Source organism: Streptomyces sp. SS7 (genome assembly GCF_037993025.1).
GTDB lineage: Bacteria > Actinomycetota > Actinomycetes > Streptomycetales > Streptomycetaceae > Streptomyces.
Genome location: NZ_CP141223.1, coordinates 3,760,323 through 3,777,278, shown reverse-complemented (window position 1 = coordinate 3,777,278; position 16,956 = coordinate 3,760,323). Strand labels below are relative to the sequence as shown.

The window sequence follows — 16,956 nt, the reverse complement described above, 5'->3', positions numbered from 1 at the left end:
GGGCTTCAGAGGGGAAACATCCCTTTTCTACCTGAAACGGCCCACAGCATCCGAGGTACCCGCGCCCCCATCCCTTCGCGTCATTCCCGCCGGGCAGGGCAGAGTCGGAGCATGGACTGGCTGAAGCAGCTTCCCGGCATCGGGCCGTGGGTCACCCGCCTCATGGCCACGCACGCGTGGCGGTCGTACGAACGTCTGGACCGGGTGAAATGGACCCGGCTCGCCGCCGCGATGACGTTCATCAGCTTCGTCGCACTGTTCCCGCTGCTCACCCTGGCCGCCGCGATCGCCGCCGCCACGCTCAGCGAGTCCCAGCAGCAGGAACTCCAGAACAAGATCGCCGACCAGGTCCCCGGGATCTCCGACCAGCTCGACATCCACGACCTCGTGCAGAACGCCGGCACGGTCGGCCTCATCGCCGGCGCCCTGCTGCTGCTCACCGGCATCGGCTGGGTCGGTCAGATGCGGGACTGTCTGCGGGCGGTGTGGGAGCTGCCCGACCAGGAGGAGAACCCGGTCCTGAGCAAGGGCAAGGACGCGGGCATCCTGGTCGGGCTCGGCGGCGCGGTCCTGGTCACCCTCGCCATCTCCACCGTGGCCTCCGCGCTGGTCGGCCGGATCATCGACGCGCTCGGCATCGACAAGGCGGGCTGGGGCGGCATCCTGCTGCGGATCGCCGCCTTCACCATCGCCGTCCTCGCCGACTTCCTGCTCCTCCTCTACGTCCTGACCCTGCTCCCGGGCGTCGAGCCCACCCGCCGCCGCCTGATCGTCGCCGCGCTGATCGGCGCGGTCGGCTTCGAACTGCTCAAACTGATGCTCAGCGGCTATCTGCAGAACGTGGCGGGCAAGAGCATGTACGGCGCCTTCGGTGTCCCGATCGCCCTGCTCCTGTGGATCAACCTCACCTCGAAACTGGTCCTGTACAGCGCATCCTGGACCGCCACGGGCAGCGCACCCGACAGCGCGTTCGACGAAGACGTCAGCGGCGGCGGCGTACCAGATCCGGCAGGGGCCAGCGGCGGTTGACGACGTAGGCCCCGGCGGCCAGCAGCACCAGCGCCCCGCCGGTGATGCCCAGCGCGGTCCACATGCCGCGCGCGCCGTCGTCGGCCACCGCGCTCGCCACCGGCTGCTGCGAGGTGCCGCCCCGGGCGGCCCCCGAGGACGCGCCGGAGGACGGGTTCGCGCCCGGCTGCGCGCTGGCCTGCGCGCTGGGAGCCGCCCCCCGCGGCGGGACCAGCTCGCCCACCGGCGTCACCTTCCCGGCCGCCGCGAAACCCCAGTCGAACAGCTTGGCCGTCTCCTTGTAGACCTCGTTGTGGTCGCTCTTCTCCGGGTTCATCACGGTGACGAGGAGCACCCGCCCGTTCCGCTCGGCCACCCCCGTGAAGGTCGCGCCCGCGTTGGTCGTGTTGCCGTTCTTCACCCCCGCGATGCCCGGGTACTGCGAGATGTCGTAGTCGCCGGCCAGCAGCCGGTTGGTGTTCTGGATCTCGAAGGTCCCCCGGACCCTCTTGCCCTTCTTGTTCTTCTTCGTCTCGCCGGGGAACTTGGCCGAGACGGTCGAGCAGTACTCCCGGAAGTCCTTCTTCTGCAGCCCCGAACGCGCGATCAGCGTCAGGTCGTACGCGGAGGACACCTGGCCGGGCGCGTCGTAGCCGTCGGGGGAGACCACGTGCGTGTCGAGGGCCTGGAGCTCCTCGGCGTGCCGGTTCATCTCCTTGACCGTGCCCGCGACCCCGCCGTTCATCGACGACAGCACGTGCACGGCGTCGTTGCCGGAGCGCAGGAACACCCCCAGCCACAGATCGTGCACCGAGTACGTCTCGTTCTCCTTTATGCCCACCAGGCTGGAGCCGGCCCCCATGCCCTCCAGGTCCTGCGGCACCACCTTGTGCTGGGTGGTCCTCGGGAACTTCGGCAGCACGGTGTCCGCGAACAGCATCTTCATCGTGCTCGCCGGGGGCAGCCGCCAGTGCGCGTTGTGCGCCGCCAGCACCTCGCCCGACTCGGCGTCGGCGACGATCCACGACCGCGCGGTGAGGTCCTTCGGCACCACCGGCGCGCCCCCGGCGAGCGCCACCTGCGTCCCGGCCTGCCCGAGCCGGGCGCCGCCGACCGTGGACATGGTCGCCGGGGGAGTGGCCGAGGGAGTCGGGCTCGTGGAGGGGGACGGTTTCGGCGCGGCGAGGGAGACGGGCGCGGCCAGCGCGAGAGAGGTGAGGGACGCTGCGGTGACCAGCAGGGATCGCCTGACGGTCTGCTTCATGGGTGCGGGCACGACGGAGAACGTACCGGGCAGGCGACGGGAAGTCCCGCCACCCTCCCCACCCCGGTCATCGAACCGGACACCCGACGACGATACTGAACCCATGAAGCTCAGCCGCCCCCTCTCCTGGTTCCTGCTCGCCTTCGGGGTGTGGAGCTGGGTCATCTGGGTCACTTTCGTCAAGAATCTGGTCAAGGACGGCAGCGGTCTCGCCTTCGACGACGGGCACCCCACCGCGTACTTCTGGGTGCACCTGACGCTCGCCGTCGTCTCCTTCGTATTGGGGACGGCCATCGGTGTCATCGGGTTGCGCGGTCTGCGCGCACTGCGCCGGGCGTCATAGCCGTGGTGATCCTCTTCGCGCTGCTCGCGCTGCTCGTCCTGGCGGTCCTCGTCGGCGCCAACTGGTACCTGTGGCGCAGGCTCTTCCGTGACACCACGCCCGGCCCCGGCTGGGTGCGCCGCTGCGGCGCCGTACTGATCGCGGGCGGCTGGGCCCTGGCGATCGGCGCCCTCGTGGCGGAGCGCACCGGCGCCCCCTTCTGGCTCCAGCGCACCCTGGCCTGGCCGGGCTTCCTGTGGCTCGCCCTGTCGATCTACCTGCTGCTGGGGGTCGTCGCGGGCGAGATCGTACGACCGCTGCTACGCCGCTACCTGGACCGACGGGCCGGCGCCGGGCGCCCGACACGCGAGCCGGAGCGGGAGCGGGAGCCGGCGGCGGCAGCGGCCCCGGCAGCCCAAGGCCCACGCGCCGTACAGGAAGGCACCCCGACCCCCCGGGCGGACGCCGAAGCGGGACGGCCGGACGCGGCGGCCGGGCGTCTTGACGCGGCGGCCGGACAGGCGGATGTGGCGGCCGGGCGGGCAGGTGCGCCGGCAGGGCGGGTGGATGTGGCGGCCGGTCAGTCCGACGCGGTGGTTGGGCAGGCGGGTGCGTCGGGCGGGCGGGCCGAGGCGTCGGGACCCGTTCCTGCTGCGGTCGGGCAGGCGGCTGCGGGACCCGCTCCCGCCGCGGGCGGGCCGTCGCCCCGGGCGGAGGCGGCGGAGCCGGGTGGCGGGGCGGGAGCGGCTGAAAGCCGTGCGCCCTCGCGGCGGCTCTTCGTCTCCCGGGTGGTCGGCGGCGCGGCCGCCGCGGTGGCCGTGGGGACCGTCGGCGCCGGTACCTACGGGGTGCTGCGCGGGCCGGAGGTGAAGCGGGTCACCGTCCCGTTGGCCAAGCTTCCGCGCGCCGCCCACGGCTACCGGATCGCGGTCGTCAGCGACATCCACCTCGGACCGGTGCTGGGCCGGGGCTTCGCGCAGAAGGTCGTCGACACGATCAACGGCACCCAGCCCGACCTGATCGCCGTCGTCGGCGACCTCGTCGACGGCAGCGTGAAGGACCTGGGTCCGGCGGCCGCCCCGCTCGCCCGGCTGCGGGCCCGGCACGGCAGCTTCTTCGTCACCGGCAACCACGAGTACTTCTCCGGCGCCGCCCAGTGGGTCGAGGAGGTCCGCCGCCTCGGGATCGACCCCCTGGAGAACGAGCGCACCGAACTCCCCTGGTTCGACCTGGCCGGCGTCAACGACATCGCGGGGGAGAGCGAGGGCCAGGGCCCCGACTTCGGCAAGGCCCTCGGCGACCGGGACACCACACGCGCGTGCGTGCTCCTGGCGCACCAGCCCGTCCAGATCCACGACGCCGTACGCCACGGCGTCGACCTCCAGCTCTCCGGCCACACCCACGGCGGGCAGCTCTTCCCCGGCAACCTGATCGCCGCGGCGGCGAACCCGACCCTGGCCGGCCTGGACCGCTACGGCGACACCCAGCTCTACGTCTCCCGGGGCGCCGGTGCCTGGGGGCCGCCCACCCGCGTGGGCGCGCCCTCGGACGTCACGGTGATCGAACTGGCGTCCCGTCAGGCGTGAGGCGGAGTCTGGGAGTTCGCTGTGAAATCGGCTGGAAACACGGCGTCGGTAAGTTCTTTCTCACCTACCCAGAAGCCTCTTCCGCCCGCTGAAACACGTGTGGTTAGGTGAGCCCCGCCACCAAGGGGGGTGGCTTTCTGTGTAGTACTGGGCCTTCCTGTGGCCCGGGGGAGGCAGGACATCACCATGCGCTCGGTTCGCATGCGGATCCTCGTGGCACTGCTGGTTCTCGCCGTCGCCGGAGTGGGCGGCTGGCAGCTGCTGCCGTCGCAGCAGGACGGCGGAGCCGCCATCACCGTCGGCACGACGGACACCATCACCTCACTCGATCCGGCGGGCGCCTACGACGCCGGGTCGTGGGCGTTGTTCAACAACGTCTTCCAGTCGCTGCTGACGTACGAGCCGGGCGGCGTCTCACCGGTCCCGGACGCCGCCAAGAGCTGCTCCTTCCCGAAGGGCGGCCTGACGACGTACATCTGCGAGCTGCGGGACGACCTGACCTTTCCCAGCGGCCGCAAGGTGACCGCCGAGGACGTGAAGTTCTCCTTCGACCGGGTCAAGAAGATCAACGCCGATGTCGGTCCGGCCTCGCTGCTGTCCACCCTGAAGTCGGTGGACACGGACGGCCTGAAGGTCACGTTCCATCTGACGACCCCGGACGCCACCTTCCCGTTCAAGGTGGCCACCGGCGCCGGTTCGATCGTGGACCACACCCGCTACCCGGCCGACGGCCTGCGCACCGGCACCGCCGTCGACGGCACCGGCCCGTACACGCTGACGTCGTACACGAAGGGCAAGCGGGCCGACCTCGCACCCAACGCGCGCTACCGCGGCGCGGCGAAGACCGGCTCGCCCGTCGAACTGCGCTACTACGGCGACCCGGACGCCCTGGAGAAGGCGTGGAAGGCCAAGGAGGTCGACGTGGCGTCCCGGCAGCTGCCGCCCGCCGTCCTCGCCTCCCTCAACGCCAGCGACCCCGGGATGCGGGTCAGCGAGGCCGACAGCTCCGACACCCGCAACCTGTACCTGAACACCCGCGCGTCCTCGCCGCTGCACTCGGTGGACGTGCGCAAGGCGATGGCCTGGCTGGTCGACCGCGAACAGCTCGCCGCGACCGTGTACGACGGCACGGTCGAACCGCTGTACTCGCTCGTCCCGGCCGGCCTCACGGGCCACACGACGTCCTTCTTCGACACCTACCCCAGGCAGAGCGCGGCGAAGGCCCGCACGCTCCTGCAACAGGCAGGCGTCAGCATTCCGGTCGGCTTCACCTACGGCTACGGACTGGGCAGCGGTGCCGCCGCGGCCGAGGCACAGGAGCTCAAGCGGCAGCTGGAGGCCTCCGGACTGTTCAAGGTGAACGTCAAGGGATACGAGTGGACCGACTTCCAGAAGCGGTGGGCGAGCGGCAAGCTCGACGCGTACGCCGTCGGCTGGGTCGCCGACTACCCCGACCCCGACACCTACGCGGGCCCGCTCGTCGGCACCGGCTCCACGATGAACACCGGCTACAGCGACAAGGCCGTCGACCGGTACATCACCGACAGCCAGCGGTACGCCGACCGCAGCCAGGTCGCCGACGACTTCAAGAACCTCCAGCAGACCGTCGCCGACGACGTGCCGGTGATCCCGCTGTGGCAGCGCAAGGAGTACGTCGTCTCCGACGCGAGCGTCGGCGGCGGGCGTTACCTCGCCGACGGCAACGGCGTGTTCCGCCTGTGGTCCCTCGACCGGATCTGACACCCCGGACCCATCCGCCCCGCGGATCCGGTCCGTTCGGGCATGCGTCCCCACCCGCGCGGGCAGTCACCCGTCGGGGTGCGATGTGACGGAGCCGTGCGCGGGGTGAGGAGCAGACGTGCTGAGACGCAACTCCTTCCGGCTGCCCCGGCACCCGGCGTCCGTCGGGCTGGCCCGGCGCCGGGTGCGGGACCATCTGGCCGACTGGGGGCACGGCCCCGACGACCGGGCGGTCACCGACGCGGTCCTCGTGGTGTCCGAGCTGGCCACCAACGTCATCCGTCACGGACCGCTGCGCGAGCGGGAGTTCGAGGTGGCGGTCACCGCACTCGCGGACGGCTCCTGCCTGATCGAGGTCTCCGACGAGGACCGCAGCGAACCCCGGCCCCGGGCGGTCGGCGAGTGGGAGGAACACGGCCGGGGCCTGCACCTGGTGGCCCACCTCGCCACCACGTGGGGCGTCTGGAGCAGAGGCCACCACGGCAAGACGGTATGGGCCCTGATCCTCACACCCACCTGATCCCTGGTTATGAGCGTTCCGGGAGAGCGGTGCTTCTCGGAGCGTTCGAGTACCAGACCGTGACAGGGCATCGCGAGAGGTCGCCGCGGGACGGGCTCGCACCACCAACACCAACGCAACGTCCCGCAGCCTCTTGCGGCCCGCGCCCGCCGCTCATCGGCACGGCGGCCCTGAGCCGGACGCCCGCGAGCGCGAGGCCTTCCACACTGAGCGGTCGGTCATGGGGGCTCTGGCCCGGCTGTGGCAGATCACAGAACCCCGCCTCCGCTCGGGCCCGACCGGACGGGTGTCGACTCCGGGCCGAGGACCAGGGCCTTCTCGCTGGCCGCCGCGAGCCGGCTGCAGAGCCAACTTCCCCTGCACATAAGGCTTGTCCCAGATCGCAATACCCGGATTGGCGTCAGCGGTGTGCCCTGGATCGGGCGCATTGCCGGCCCTGTCGGGGTACTTCCTTGAAGTAGTGCCGCCGCCGCTGTGCTCCCCGCCGCCGGAGCGGCCGCCCCGCCCGCAGCGGACTCCTTCAGGGACTTCCAACGGTTCAAGAACTGACAGAGTGGGACGTATGACCACCCCGCCCGCAGACGCCCCCCGCCCCGCCGTCCCCTACGGCACCCCCGACGCCCCCCGCATCGCCGTCCGTGGCGAAGCCCGCCTCGAAGTCGACCCCGAAATCGCCCGCATCGGCATCACCGTCGCCTCCCGCGGCAAAGACCGCCGCGCCGCCCTCGACGACCTCACCCGCCGCAACACCACCACCCTCGACCTCGTCAAGACCTACGGAGACGCCGTAGAACGACTGGAGACCGGCTCCTTCTCCATCACCCCCGAACTCAAGGAACACGGCCGAGGCGAACGCATCCACGCCTACCACGGCCGTGTCCACATCACCGCCGAACTCACCGACTTCACCGCCCTTGGCGAACTCACCACCCGCCTCGCCGACCTCGAACTCACCCGAGTCGACGGCCCCTGGTGGGCCCTGCGCCCCGACTCGCCCGCCCACAAGCAAGCCCGTCAACAAGCCGTCGAAGAAGCAGTCCAACGAGCCCGCGAATACGCCGAAGCACTCGGCACCACCCTCGCAGCACTCGTAGAACTCGCCGACATCGGAGCCGAAGACGCACAGCCCTACCCACCCGCCCCCGGAACCCGTATGCGCTCCATGGCCTACGGCGCAGCCCAACAGGGCACCGCCGCACCACTCGACCTCGAACCCCAACGCCAACACATCTACGCCGCCGTCAACGCCCGATTCACCATGACACCACCACAGCTGTAGAACCCACGTCCGGAGCTGTTCGAGTCCACGCCGGCATGGTGTCCGAGGCGGAGTGCCCGGAGTGCGGAGCCTGCCGGGTGGCTGGCGTCGACCGCCGTGCGTCTGCAGCCACCTGCGGCGACGGGGCATCCGTGCGGTCATCCCGCAGCCGTCCGACCAAATCGGGCATCGCCTGCGGCGGGGCCGCCCCGGTGGCCGTCCGCCCGGCTTCGACAGCCAGGCATACAAGCAGCGGAACACCGTCGAGCGGTGCATCAACCGCCTCAAGCAGTGCCGCGGCCCGGCCACACGAACCGACAAGCTCGCGATCGCCCACCAGACTGCCCGCCACTCGCGGGCATCCTCACCTGGACCCGACCCTGACCAAGGAGACAGAACCCAGCCCACCCCTCTCCGCCGTCCCTCGACCCCCAGGTCGTCGGTGGTCAGACGCAGGTCTTCGGGCGGGACGGGAGTTCCACCGTCACCCCGAGGCCCTCGCCCGGTGCCGTGTGGATGTTCACCTCGCCGCCGTGGGCCCGGACCACCCCCTGCACGATCGCCAGGCCCAGGCCGCTGCCCGCGCCGCCGCCCGCGCGGAAGAAGCGGTCGAAGACCCGCGCCGCGTCCTCCGCCGCGAGGCCCGGTCCCTCGTCCCGCACCGACAGCCGTACGATCCCGTCCGCGCGCTCCACCCCGAGCCGCACCGGGACCTCCGCGGGCGTGTGCGTGCGGACGTTGGCCACCAGGTTGCCCAGGACCTGCCGCAGCCCCGACTCGTCGGCCCGCACCAGCAGCGCGCCGTCCGCGTGGACCGTGACCGGCCGGCCGGGCTGCTGCGCCCGCAGGTCCTCGGCCGCGTCCCGTACCAGCCGGCTCACGTCCACGTTCCGCAGCCGCAGCTCGGGCCGCTGGTCCAGCCGGGCCAGCGTGAGCAGTTCGTCGACGAGCCGGCCCATCCGGTCCACCTCGCCGTTCATCCGGTCCCAGGCCCGTCTGCGCTCTTCCGGCTCGCGCAGCATCCCCTGGTCGTACAGCTGGAGATAGCCGCGGATCGCCGACAGCGGGGTGCGCAGCTCGTGCGAGGCGTCGGCGACGAACCGGCGCAGCTGGCCCGCGCTGCGTTCGCGCGTGAGGTACGCCGCCTCCACCTGCTGGAGCATGGAGTTCAAGGCGAGCCGCAGCTGCTCCACCTCCAGGCTGGTCTCCCGGCTGGAGGGCACCCGGCGGGTCAGATCGCCCTCCGCGATCGCCGACGACGTCTCCACCATGTCCTCCAGCGGCCGCATCCGCCGCCGCACGCTGAACAGCGTCAGACAGGCGAGGAGCGCCAGCAGCAGGGTCCCGACGGTGAGATCGAGCCGGAGCGCCTTGGCGATGCCCTGGTGCAGGGCCTCGGTGGAGGTCGCCATCAGGACGTAGGTGCCGTCCCCGAGCCGGGTGGCCGTGACCCGGTACGACGCACCGCGCATGCTCAGGTCGCCCGGGTCGGCGGCCACGGTGAGCGCGTGCGGGTCGCGCACCGCCTCGGCGAGATCGCTCTGGGCCGCGGTGGGCGGCACACCGAAGAGGGACACGGCCCGGCCGGTGGCGTCCACGGCGGTGAACACCGTGTCCGCAGCGGACTCCTCGTCGCCCTCCCCGGGCGCCGTCCGGTCGCGCAGGAAGCTCAGCGCCGACAGCGAGTCCAGCTTGCGCAGGGTGAGCCCCGTACCGGCGATCGAGTCCCGGGTCTTGACCAGCTCGTTGTCGATCTGGTCCAGCAGGTAGTGCCGCATCCCCATCAGGCTCACCGCGGTCGCCGTGACGATCCCGATCGCCAGCAGCGCCACGTTCGCCAGCGTCAGCTTCACCCGCAGCGAGTGCATGCCCCGCCCGCACCGCAGGGCCCGCGCCGTCCTCATGCCAGTCCGTACCCCACGCCCCGCCGGGTGGTGATCACCGGCGGGCCCAGCGTGTCCAGCTTGCGCCGCAGATAGCTGATGTACGTCTCGACCACCGTCGACTCCGGCGGGGTGTGCTCGTACTGCCAGACATGGCGCAGGAGTTGCTCCTTGGGCACGATCCGGCCGCCGTTGCGCACCAGGAAGCGCAGCAGCGCGTACTCCGTCGGCGTCAGCTCCACCGAGCGGCCCGCGCGGTGCACGCTGTACGTCGTCTCGTCCAGCTCCAGGTCGCCGTAGCGCAGCGGGGGGCGCTGCGGCAGGACGTCCGCCGGGCGGGTGCGGCGCAGCACCGCGGTGATCCGGGCGATCACCACGTCGATGTCGAACGGCTTGGTGACGTAGTCGTCCCCGAAGCCCAGCGCGCCGACGATCTCGGCCGGTGCGTCGCGCGCGGTGAGGAACACCAGCGCCAGGTCCGGCCGTCGCCCGCGCAGTTCCCGCCCGAGCGCCCGGCCGTCGCCGTCGGGCAGCATGACGTCGAGCAGCGCGACGTCGGGCCGGGTGCGGTCGGCGAGGGCGAGGGCCTCACGGACCGTGCCCGTGGTCATGACCTCGAAGCGGTGGTAGCGCAGCGCGATGGCGAGGACGTCCGCGATGCTCGGCTCGTCCTCCACGACCAGCACGGTGCCGGGGGCGGTCGACATGCCCCCAGTATCGACGGCCCCGCCGGCGACCGGGCCGGTTCCCCCTTTGGAGTTCCTTGAGAGTCATGGTCCCGCGATGTCCCCGCGGGCGCGCCGCCCCCGATCCTTGGGGACAGGACCCGGGGGATCCGTCGACCTTTGAGTGAGGAGTTGCGCATCGTGGCGGCATTGGCACGCTGGTGCTACCGGCATCGGCTGGTGGTCCTGTTGCTGTGGGTGGGGGCGTTGTTCGGGCTGGGGTTCTCGGCCTCGACGGCGGGCACGGACTACGCGAACGTGTTCTCCCTCCCCGACACGGACTCCAAGAAGGCGTACGACCTGATGGAGAAGGCGTTCCCCGCGCGCGCGGGCGACACCGACACCGTCGTCTGGAAGGTCGACGGGGGCAGCGTCCGCGACCAGGACGTGCGGTCCCGGATCCAGCCCGCGCTGGAGCGGATCGCGGACATGAAGGGCGTCGGCGGGGTCACCAGCCCCTACGCCGGTGAGCGGGGCGCGGGGCAGATCAGCCGGGACGGGCGCATCGCGTACGCCCAGATCACCTTCGCCGACCAGGCGAACGCGGTGCCCAAGGAACTCGTCCAGGACGTCGTCGACACCGCGCGGGACGCCGAGCGCGCCGGCCTGGAGGTCGAACTCGGCGGCCAGGCCATCCAGCGCGTCCAGGAACCGCCCACCGGCCTCGCCGAGATGGTGGGTCTGGTCGCCGCGGCGATCGTGCTGTTCCTCGCCTTCGGCTCGCTCTTCGCGATGCTGCTGCCGCTCGCCGTGGCGGTCTTCGGCGTGGGCACCGGACTGTTCTCGACCCAGCTGCTCAGCCATGTCACCGACATCCCCGACCTGGCGCCGCTGCTGTCGTCCCTGATCGGCCTGGGCGTCGGCATCGACTACGCCCTGTTCATCGTCACCCGCCACCGCAAGGGCCTCCTGCGCGGCGTCGCACCGGAGGAGTCGGCGGTCACCGCCCTCAACACCTCCGGCCGCGCGGTGCTGTTCGCGGGCGGCACGGTCTGCATCGCCCTGGCCGGCATGCTGGTGACGGACCTGCGCTTCCTGGACGGCGTGGTCGTCGGCACCTCGCTGACGGTCGTCCTCAGCGTCCTCGCCGCCACCACCCTGCTGCCGGCCCTGCTCGGCTTCCTCGGCCCGCGGGTGCTCAGCCGCAAGCAGCGGCGGCGCCTCGCCGCCGAGGGCCCGGAGGAGGAGCGGACCAGCGGCCCCGCGGTCCGCTGGTCGGTTCAGGTGCAGCGCCGCCCCCGGACGGTCGCCGCGCTCGCGCTGGTCGTCATGGCCGTCCTCGCGCTGCCGGTGTTCTCGCTGCGCCTCGGCGCCACCGACCAGGGCAACAACGACGCCTCCACCACCACGCGCAAGGCCTACGACCTGCTGGCCGAGGGCTTCGGACCGGGCTTCAACGGTCCACTGCAGGTCGTCGTGGAGGGCACCGACACGACCGCGCTCGTCCGGGGCATCGAGGACGCGCCGGGCGTGGCCCAGGCGGCCGCGCTGCCGCCCGCGGGGGGCGTCACCGTCATCCAGGTCGTCCCCACGACCTCGCCCCAGTCGCGGGAGACGGACACCCTCATCGACCGGCTGCGCGACGACGTCATCCCCGCGGCGGGGGTGAAGGCGCACGTCGGCGGGGTCACGGCGGTCTCCAAGGACTTCGCGACCGTCACCGGCGACCGGCTGCCCCTCTTCGTCGCGACGATCATCGGACTGGGCTTCCTGCTCCTGCTGATCGCCTTCCGTTCCCTGGTGGTCCCGCTGACCGCCGCCCTGATGAACCTGATCGCGGCCGCCGCCTCCTTCGGCGTCCTGGTCGCCGTCTTCCAGTGGGGCTGGGGCCTGGAGCTGCTCGGCCTCGGCAAGGAGGGGCCGATCAACGCCTTCCTGCCGGTCATCATGCTGTCCCTGCTGTTCGGCCTGTCGATGGACTACCAGGTCTTCCTGGTCAGCCGGATGCACGAGGAGTGGGTGCACACGCGCGACAACGCGCGGGCGGTGCGCGTCGGCCTCGCCGAGACCAGCCGGGTCATCAACTCCGCCGCCCTGATCATGGTCTGTGTGTTCCTCGCGTTCGTCCTCAGCGGGGACTCGGGCGCGGCCATGGCCGGCGTGGGTCTCGCCGCGGCCGTCGCCCTCGACGCGTTCGTCCTCCGTACGGCGCTGGTGCCGGCCGCGATGCATCTGCTGGGCGCCTCCAACTGGTGGCTGCCCGCCTGGCTGGACAAGCGGCTGCCGCATCTCGCGGTCGAGCCGAAGGAGGAGGACGCCACCGCCTCCGCCGGCCCGTCGGACGGTCCCGCGACGGTCGTCCACGGCTTCGTCCGCGACGTGGCCGGCGATCCGGTGGAGCACGCCTCGGTGGCCCTGCTGTCCAAGGGCGGCCGCCCGCTGGACCGGGTGACCTCGCTGGCCGACGGCTCCTACATCCTCTCCGTCCCGGCGCCGGGCACCTATCTGCTGTCGGCGACGGCGGCGTCGTACACCACCCAGGCCCGCCAGGTGACCGTCGCCGACGAGCCGCTGGTGTACGACGTGGAACTGGCGGAGATGTCGGAGGTCAATTAGGGCCTGTCGTTCGGATCAGGTCGGCTGGGCAGACGTGGCCTCTCGGCCACCCCGCGACGCGCGGCATGATCCAAACGACCGGCCCTGGCGGTCAGCCGCGTTTCCTCTGCGGGTCCGGCAGGGCGTTGGTCATGCCGGGCAGGAAGTCCGTGAACAGTTCGTGGATCTCCAGGACGAGGGGCCGCAGGACGCGGAACCGGGCCAGTGCCACACCGCGCGCGGTGAGGCGAGCGCCCCGTTCCGCGAGCCGGTAGCTGCGCTCGCGGCCCTCCGTCCGGTCGTAGATCCAGTACATGACGAGGCCCATCTGCGCGAGCCACATCAGCTCGGGCAGCACCTCGCGCAGTTCCTCGGGCACCTTCGCCTTCGAGCCCGCGAGGACCTCCTTGTGGACGGCGATCGCCTCCACGCGCGCGTGCTCCGACTCCGCCGAGAAGGGACTGAGCGGGCTGTCCGGGTCGGCGGCGTTCTTGAAGAACTGCACCGCGAACTCGTGGTACGGCGTCGCCACGTCCAGCCAGACGCGCAGCACCCCCGCCATCCGGGCCTCCAGGGCGGTCTCCGTCGCCAGGAGCTCGCGGACCGCCTCGCGGTGCTCGGCCGCGAGCCGGTCGTAGAAGCCCTGGATCAGCCACTCCTTGCCGGCGAAGTAGTAGTAGGCGTTCCCTACCGAGACCCCGGCCTCCTGGGCGATGGCCCGCATCGTCGTCTTGTCGTAGCCGCGCTCCTGGAACAGCCGCATCGCCGTCTCCAGGATCAGCGCGCGGGTCTGCTCGGACTTCGAGCCGGTCGCGGGGGACGGCTCACGGGGCTCGGCCGGGGGAGCGGGCTCGGCGCGGCCCTCGTCGGCGGGCTCGTTCATGGCGGACACGGACAGAGAGCCTAGTCAGTCGCGCAGGAGCCGTCGGCACAGGAGGGCGGGGTGTAGGTCCAGCCGTGCCGGGGGTCGAAGGACCAGCCGTCCGTCCCGTGGTACGCGCCGCCGCCCCAGCCGGCCTCCGTGCGCCGCGCCCCGCGCCACTTGGCGGCGGCCAGGACCGCGGCCTTGGCGACTTTCGCACCCGCGGGGGTGCTCAGCCGGTGGGCGAGCGGCCGGTGCTCGCGCAGCGCCCACAGCGTGACGATCCAGGCGGCGGCGCCCCGGTAGACCTGGCCGCCGTCGCCGACGACGGTGATCTCCTCCAGGGTGGCGCGGTGGTCGAGGCCGGGGAAGCGGGCGGCCGCCTCGGCGGATCCGGCCGCGACCGGCTCCAGCGGGACGAGCTGCGGCTGCCGGACCAGCCAGTCGCGGACGAAGGCGCACAGGGAGCAGTCGGCGTCGTACAGGACGGTGAGCCGGCGGACCGGGACCCCCGTGGTGTCCCGGTCCGCGGGCGAGGCCGCCGCGGTCACGGCGGTCACGCCCCGGCCTGCGGGGCGGTCCAGCCCTGCGGGGCGACCGGCGGGAGCTGCTCCCGTTCCATGACCCCCCGCCGCCGGATCCGGTTGAGCACGTACACGTTGCCCAGGTGCATCGCGCCGAGCACCAGCAGCACCACGCCCAGCTTCGTCGACACGGCCTCGAAGACGCCGCGGGTGTCCTCGATGGCGTCGTCGCCGCTCAGGTAGAGGCCGACGAAGCCGAGGTTGACGAGGTAGAAGCCCACCACCAGGAGGTGGTTGACGGCATCGGCGAGCTTCTCGTCGCCCTTGAGGACATCGGCGAGGAAGACCCTTCCGTTCTGGCTGAGGGTGCGGGCCACCCAGACGGTCAGACCGATGCTGACGGCCAGGTAGATGACGTAGGCGATGACGGTGCGATCCATGGCGTCCCCCTTTGTTGAACGCGTTCAAAACGCTGACAGGGATGACTGTAGCCCAGTTTTGAACGTGTTCAATAACCGGGGGATGGGACCTGCGTCACGGTGTCACGGCCGCTGCGTCACGGTCGCTGCGTCACGGCCACGGCCTCGCGGCCTCGCGGCCCCATGGGGCTCACTGTCTCCGGGCCAGCTCCGGCCGCTTGGTGTAGTCGGCGAACCCGAGGACGTTCCCCCAGGGGTCGGCGACCTCGACGGTCCAGCCCGTCGCCACGGAGAACGGCGGATCGAGGGGCGCGATCCCCGCGTCGGCCAGCCGCCGTGCCGCCACCCGCGCGTCCGGCACCTCCAGCCAGACGCGCGGCGCCGCCCAGGGCGGCGGCCGGTGTCCCAGTGCCTCCTCCCGCCGCAGCAGGATCCCGGGTGTCTCGGCCCCGACCTTCAGCAGCGCGATCCCGCCCTCGTCGAACCGGAACGCCACCGCGAAGCCGGCCCGCTCGTAGAACCGCACGGCCTCGCCGATGTCACCGACGGGCAGCAGGACGTTGTCGAACCCGAGCAGTTCGTAGGACTCTCCATCTGACATACCGTCAGAATAGGTGGCCGGGTTCCGGGAATCGGTGATTGCTGATCGACGATGTCCCTCCTTGACCACCGTCTTGACCACCCCCGGCTTCTCCGGGTCCTGTTTTCTGCTGCAAGATGACGTGCACCCACCTTGCACGCAGATGTTCCGCTCATCCGACCACGGGGAGAACTCGCCTTGTCCGAACAGCCGCAGCAGCCCTACCAGCCGCCCCAGCCCGGGTACGGCTACCCGAACGCCGGCGCGCCCGGCCCGTACGGCGCGGCCCAGCCCGGCGGTCAGCCCGGCCCCTACGGCTACCCGCAGCCGGGCCAGACCCAGCCCGGCTACCCCCCGCAGGCCGGTTACCCCGCCCCCGGCTATGTGCCGCCCGGCACCTACACCGGCGACCCCCAGGCGCCGTACGGCTACGACCCCTACGGGCGCCCCTACTCCGACAAGTCCAAGATCGTCGCCGGTGTCCTCCAGCTGACCCTGGGCACCCTGGGCGTGGGCCGCTTCTACATCGGCCACGTCGGCATAGGCCTCGCGCAGCTGTTCACCTGCGGCGGCTTCGGCATCTGGGCGCTGATCGACGGGATCATGCTCCTGACGGGCAACAACACCACGGACGGCAACGGGCGGGTCCTGCGTGGCTGATGCGGAGCGCCCGTCCGCGCTGCGCCACCCCGCGGCGGCACCCCTCGCGGTGCTGGCCGCCGGCGCGGCGGGCTCCGCCCATCTCTACGGCACCAACCCCCACCAGCCGGGTCATCTGCTGCCGCAGTGCCCGTTCCGGCTGGTCACCGGTCTGCTCTGCCCGGCCTGCGGCGGTACCCGCATGGTGTACGACCTGATGCACGGTCAGTACCACCAGGCCTGGCTGGACAACCGGGTCCTGCTGCTCGCCTCGCCCTTCGCCCTCGCCCTGCTCGCCCGCTGGGCCTGGGAGGGCCTGCACGGCCGCAGTTGGCGACCGGGGCTCAGCGGCCGTGGGGTGGTCGCCGTGCTCGGTGTCGCGGTGACCTGGATGATCGTCCGGAACATCTTCTAGGCCCGTTTCCACCCCTTTGGGTGCCCCGTCATTCGCCTGACGTCCGAAAACATTGCGGCGTTGGCGGATTTTGATCACAGAACAGGAACGATCAGTCCCCGCTACTCCCTTTCGCCCCACTGGTCTCTTTACTCTCGCCTGACCAGGGGGACGTTCGAGCGCGGTCACGCCGTGCGCGGACGTGGTCGTCGACGATCGTCGACGCGCAGGAGCAGTACGTCGCATCCCTCCTGGAGTCCCCGTCCGGAGCCGGCAGGCCCGGTCACCCGAAGTCGTCCCAGGAGCAGTTCTCATGACCGTCCCCACCCCCGAGGCCCCCTACGGCGTCGACCCGCTCGGCCGCCCGTACTCCGACAAGTCGAAGATCGTCGCCGGTATCCTCCAGCTCTTCCTGGGCACCCTCGGCATCGGACGCTTCTACGTCGGTTCGGTCGGCGTCGGCATCGCCCAGCTCCTGACCTGCGGCGGCCTGGGCTTCTGGGCCCTGATCGACGGCATCCTGTTCCTCACGAGCAACGACCGCACCGACAGCCAGGGCCGCGTCCTGCGCGGCTGAGCCCGGGCGCCGCACACGGCGAGGGCCCCCTCCTGCGAGTCTTCGAGGAGCGGGGCCCTCGCCGTACCCCCGGCGCGACCCGGGGCGCGAAAACCCCGCACGACGGCGGCCCACTGTCCT

General features: G+C 71.7%; 17 protein-coding genes and 1 pseudogene. 11 read left to right on the top strand and 7 right to left on the bottom strand.

Features of this window, described 5'->3' with window-relative positions; translation table 11 throughout:
- Positions 1-111 precede the first annotated feature (111 nt).
- Positions 112-1,029: a YihY/virulence factor BrkB family protein gene (locus U5640_RS17350; RefSeq protein ID WP_340376700.1), complete on the top strand. Its 918-nt coding sequence runs from the start codon at positions 112-114 to the stop codon at positions 1,027-1,029.
- Here the strand turns inward: U5640_RS17350 and U5640_RS17345 are convergent.
- The gene (locus U5640_RS17345) at positions 983-2,284 is read right to left on the bottom strand and encodes a D-alanyl-D-alanine carboxypeptidase (protein WP_340376699.1); all 1,302 of its coding nucleotides are present in this window, start codon (positions 2,282-2,284) and stop codon (positions 983-985) included. The genes U5640_RS17350 and U5640_RS17345 overlap by 47 nt on opposite strands.
- A 91-nt stretch (positions 2,285-2,375) precedes the next feature.
- Here U5640_RS17345 and U5640_RS17340 point away from each other — a divergent pair, with 91 nt between their 5' ends.
- From U5640_RS17340 to U5640_RS17315, 6 genes and pseudogenes are all read left to right on the top strand, one after another.
- Positions 2,376-2,615: a hypothetical protein gene (locus U5640_RS17340; protein ID WP_340376698.1), complete on the top strand. Its 240-nt coding sequence runs from the start codon at positions 2,376-2,378 to the stop codon at positions 2,613-2,615.
- 2 nt (positions 2,616-2,617) lie between these two features.
- Positions 2,618-4,180: a metallophosphoesterase gene (locus U5640_RS17335; protein WP_340376697.1), complete on the top strand. Its 1,563-nt coding sequence runs from the start codon at positions 2,618-2,620 to the stop codon at positions 4,178-4,180.
- 186 nt (positions 4,181-4,366) lie between these two features.
- The gene (locus U5640_RS17330; RefSeq protein WP_340376696.1) at positions 4,367-5,920 is read left to right on the top strand and encodes an ABC transporter substrate-binding protein; all 1,554 of its coding nucleotides are present in this window, start codon (positions 4,367-4,369) and stop codon (positions 5,918-5,920) included.
- Between the two features lie 118 nt (positions 5,921-6,038).
- Positions 6,039-6,440: an ATP-binding protein gene (locus tag U5640_RS17325; protein WP_340376695.1), complete on the top strand. Its 402-nt coding sequence runs from the start codon at positions 6,039-6,041 to the stop codon at positions 6,438-6,440.
- A gap of 562 nt (positions 6,441-7,002) precedes the next feature.
- Positions 7,003-7,719 (top strand): SIMPL domain-containing protein, encoded by a 717-nt coding sequence (locus tag U5640_RS17320; RefSeq protein WP_340376694.1) that lies wholly within the window; start codon positions 7,003-7,005, stop codon positions 7,717-7,719.
- A 112-nt stretch (positions 7,720-7,831) separates the two neighbouring features.
- Positions 7,832-8,082 (top strand): annotated as a pseudogene (locus tag U5640_RS17315) (IS5/IS1182 family transposase); the annotation flags it as partial.
- A gap of 62 nt (positions 8,083-8,144) precedes the next feature.
- Here the strand turns inward: U5640_RS17315 and U5640_RS17310 are convergent.
- Both U5640_RS17310 and U5640_RS17305 read right to left on the bottom strand, forming a co-directional pair.
- Positions 8,145-9,602: a HAMP domain-containing sensor histidine kinase gene (locus U5640_RS17310; RefSeq protein WP_340376693.1), complete on the bottom strand. Its 1,458-nt coding sequence runs from the start codon at positions 9,600-9,602 to the stop codon at positions 8,145-8,147.
- Positions 9,599-10,288: a response regulator transcription factor gene (locus tag U5640_RS17305; RefSeq protein WP_340376692.1), complete on the bottom strand. Its 690-nt coding sequence runs from the start codon at positions 10,286-10,288 to the stop codon at positions 9,599-9,601. The genes U5640_RS17310 and U5640_RS17305 overlap by 4 nt, the downstream gene beginning before the upstream one ends.
- Before the next feature lie 168 nt (positions 10,289-10,456).
- Between U5640_RS17305 and U5640_RS17300 the strand changes: the two genes are divergently transcribed.
- A complete protein-coding gene (locus U5640_RS17300) occupies positions 10,457-12,862 on the top strand; it encodes an MMPL family transporter (RefSeq protein WP_340385164.1) in 2,406 nt (801 codons plus the stop codon).
- 91 nt (positions 12,863-12,953) lie between these two features.
- On the opposite strand, the gene U5640_RS17295 is transcribed toward U5640_RS17300, so the two are convergent.
- The 4 genes from U5640_RS17295 to U5640_RS17280 all read right to left on the bottom strand — a co-directional run bounded on the left by U5640_RS17295 (position 12,954) and on the right by U5640_RS17280 (position 15,247).
- Positions 12,954-13,724 carry a TetR family transcriptional regulator gene (locus tag U5640_RS17295; RefSeq protein ID WP_340385162.1) on the bottom strand — a complete coding sequence of 257 codons (771 nt, stop codon included), beginning with the start codon at positions 13,722-13,724 and terminating at the stop codon, positions 12,954-12,956.
- A 20-nt stretch (positions 13,725-13,744) separates the two neighbouring features.
- Entirely contained in the window at positions 13,745-14,263 is a 519-nt protein-coding gene (locus U5640_RS17290) for a DCC1-like thiol-disulfide oxidoreductase family protein (RefSeq protein WP_340376691.1), read from the bottom strand.
- Complete coding sequence (locus tag U5640_RS17285; protein ID WP_340376690.1) at positions 14,260-14,667, bottom strand: hypothetical protein; 408 nt, start codon at positions 14,665-14,667, stop codon at positions 14,260-14,262. The genes U5640_RS17290 and U5640_RS17285 overlap by 4 nt, the downstream gene beginning before the upstream one ends.
- A gap of 169 nt (positions 14,668-14,836) precedes the next feature.
- A complete protein-coding gene (locus U5640_RS17280) occupies positions 14,837-15,247 on the bottom strand; it encodes a VOC family protein (RefSeq protein WP_340376689.1) in 411 nt (136 codons plus the stop codon).
- Between the two features lie 177 nt (positions 15,248-15,424).
- Between U5640_RS17280 and U5640_RS17275 the strand changes: the two genes are divergently transcribed.
- The 3 genes from U5640_RS17275 to U5640_RS17265 all read left to right on the top strand — a co-directional run bounded on the left by U5640_RS17275 (position 15,425) and on the right by U5640_RS17265 (position 16,836).
- Positions 15,425-15,886 (top strand): NINE protein, encoded by a 462-nt coding sequence (locus U5640_RS17275; RefSeq protein ID WP_340376688.1) that lies wholly within the window; start codon positions 15,425-15,427, stop codon positions 15,884-15,886.
- On the top strand, positions 15,879-16,280 hold the full coding sequence (locus tag U5640_RS17270; protein ID WP_340376687.1) for a DUF2752 domain-containing protein: 402 nt from the start codon (positions 15,879-15,881) through the stop codon (positions 16,278-16,280). Before U5640_RS17275 ends, U5640_RS17270 begins: the two co-directional genes overlap by 8 nt.
- A 292-nt stretch (positions 16,281-16,572) precedes the next feature.
- Positions 16,573-16,836, top strand: coding sequence for a TM2 domain-containing protein (locus tag U5640_RS17265; RefSeq protein WP_055632039.1), 264 nt, complete (start codon positions 16,573-16,575; stop codon positions 16,834-16,836).
- Positions 16,837-16,956: the final 120 nt, after the last annotated feature.

Bases quoted from the DNA above. Each gene is read 5' to 3' on its own strand.
- U5640_RS17350 (WP_340376700.1), top strand. From the start codon at position 112: ATGGACTGGCTGAAGCAGCTTCCCGGCATCGGGCCGTGGGTCACCCGC.
- U5640_RS17340 (WP_340376698.1), top strand. From the start codon at position 2,376: ATGAAGCTCAGCCGCCCCCTCTCCTGGTTCCTGCTCGCCTTCGGGGTG.
- U5640_RS17330 (WP_340376696.1), top strand. From the start codon at position 4,367: ATGCGCTCGGTTCGCATGCGGATCCTCGTGGCACTGCTGGTTCTCGCC.
- U5640_RS17320 (WP_340376694.1), top strand. From the start codon at position 7,003: ATGACCACCCCGCCCGCAGACGCCCCCCGCCCCGCCGTCCCCTACGGC.
- U5640_RS17310 (WP_340376693.1), bottom strand. From the start codon at position 9,602: ATGAGGACGGCGCGGGCCCTGCGGTGCGGGCGGGGCATGCACTCGCTG.
- U5640_RS17305 (WP_340376692.1), bottom strand. From the start codon at position 10,288: ATGTCGACCGCCCCCGGCACCGTGCTGGTCGTGGAGGACGAGCCGAGC.
- U5640_RS17295 (WP_340385162.1), bottom strand. From the start codon at position 13,724: ATGAACGAGCCCGCCGACGAGGGCCGCGCCGAGCCCGCTCCCCCGGCC.
- U5640_RS17285 (WP_340376690.1), bottom strand. From the start codon at position 14,667: ATGGATCGCACCGTCATCGCCTACGTCATCTACCTGGCCGTCAGCATC.
- U5640_RS17280 (WP_340376689.1), bottom strand. From the start codon at position 15,247: ATGTCAGATGGAGAGTCCTACGAACTGCTCGGGTTCGACAACGTCCTG.
- U5640_RS17265 (WP_055632039.1), top strand. From the start codon at position 16,573: ATGACCGTCCCCACCCCCGAGGCCCCCTACGGCGTCGACCCGCTCGGC.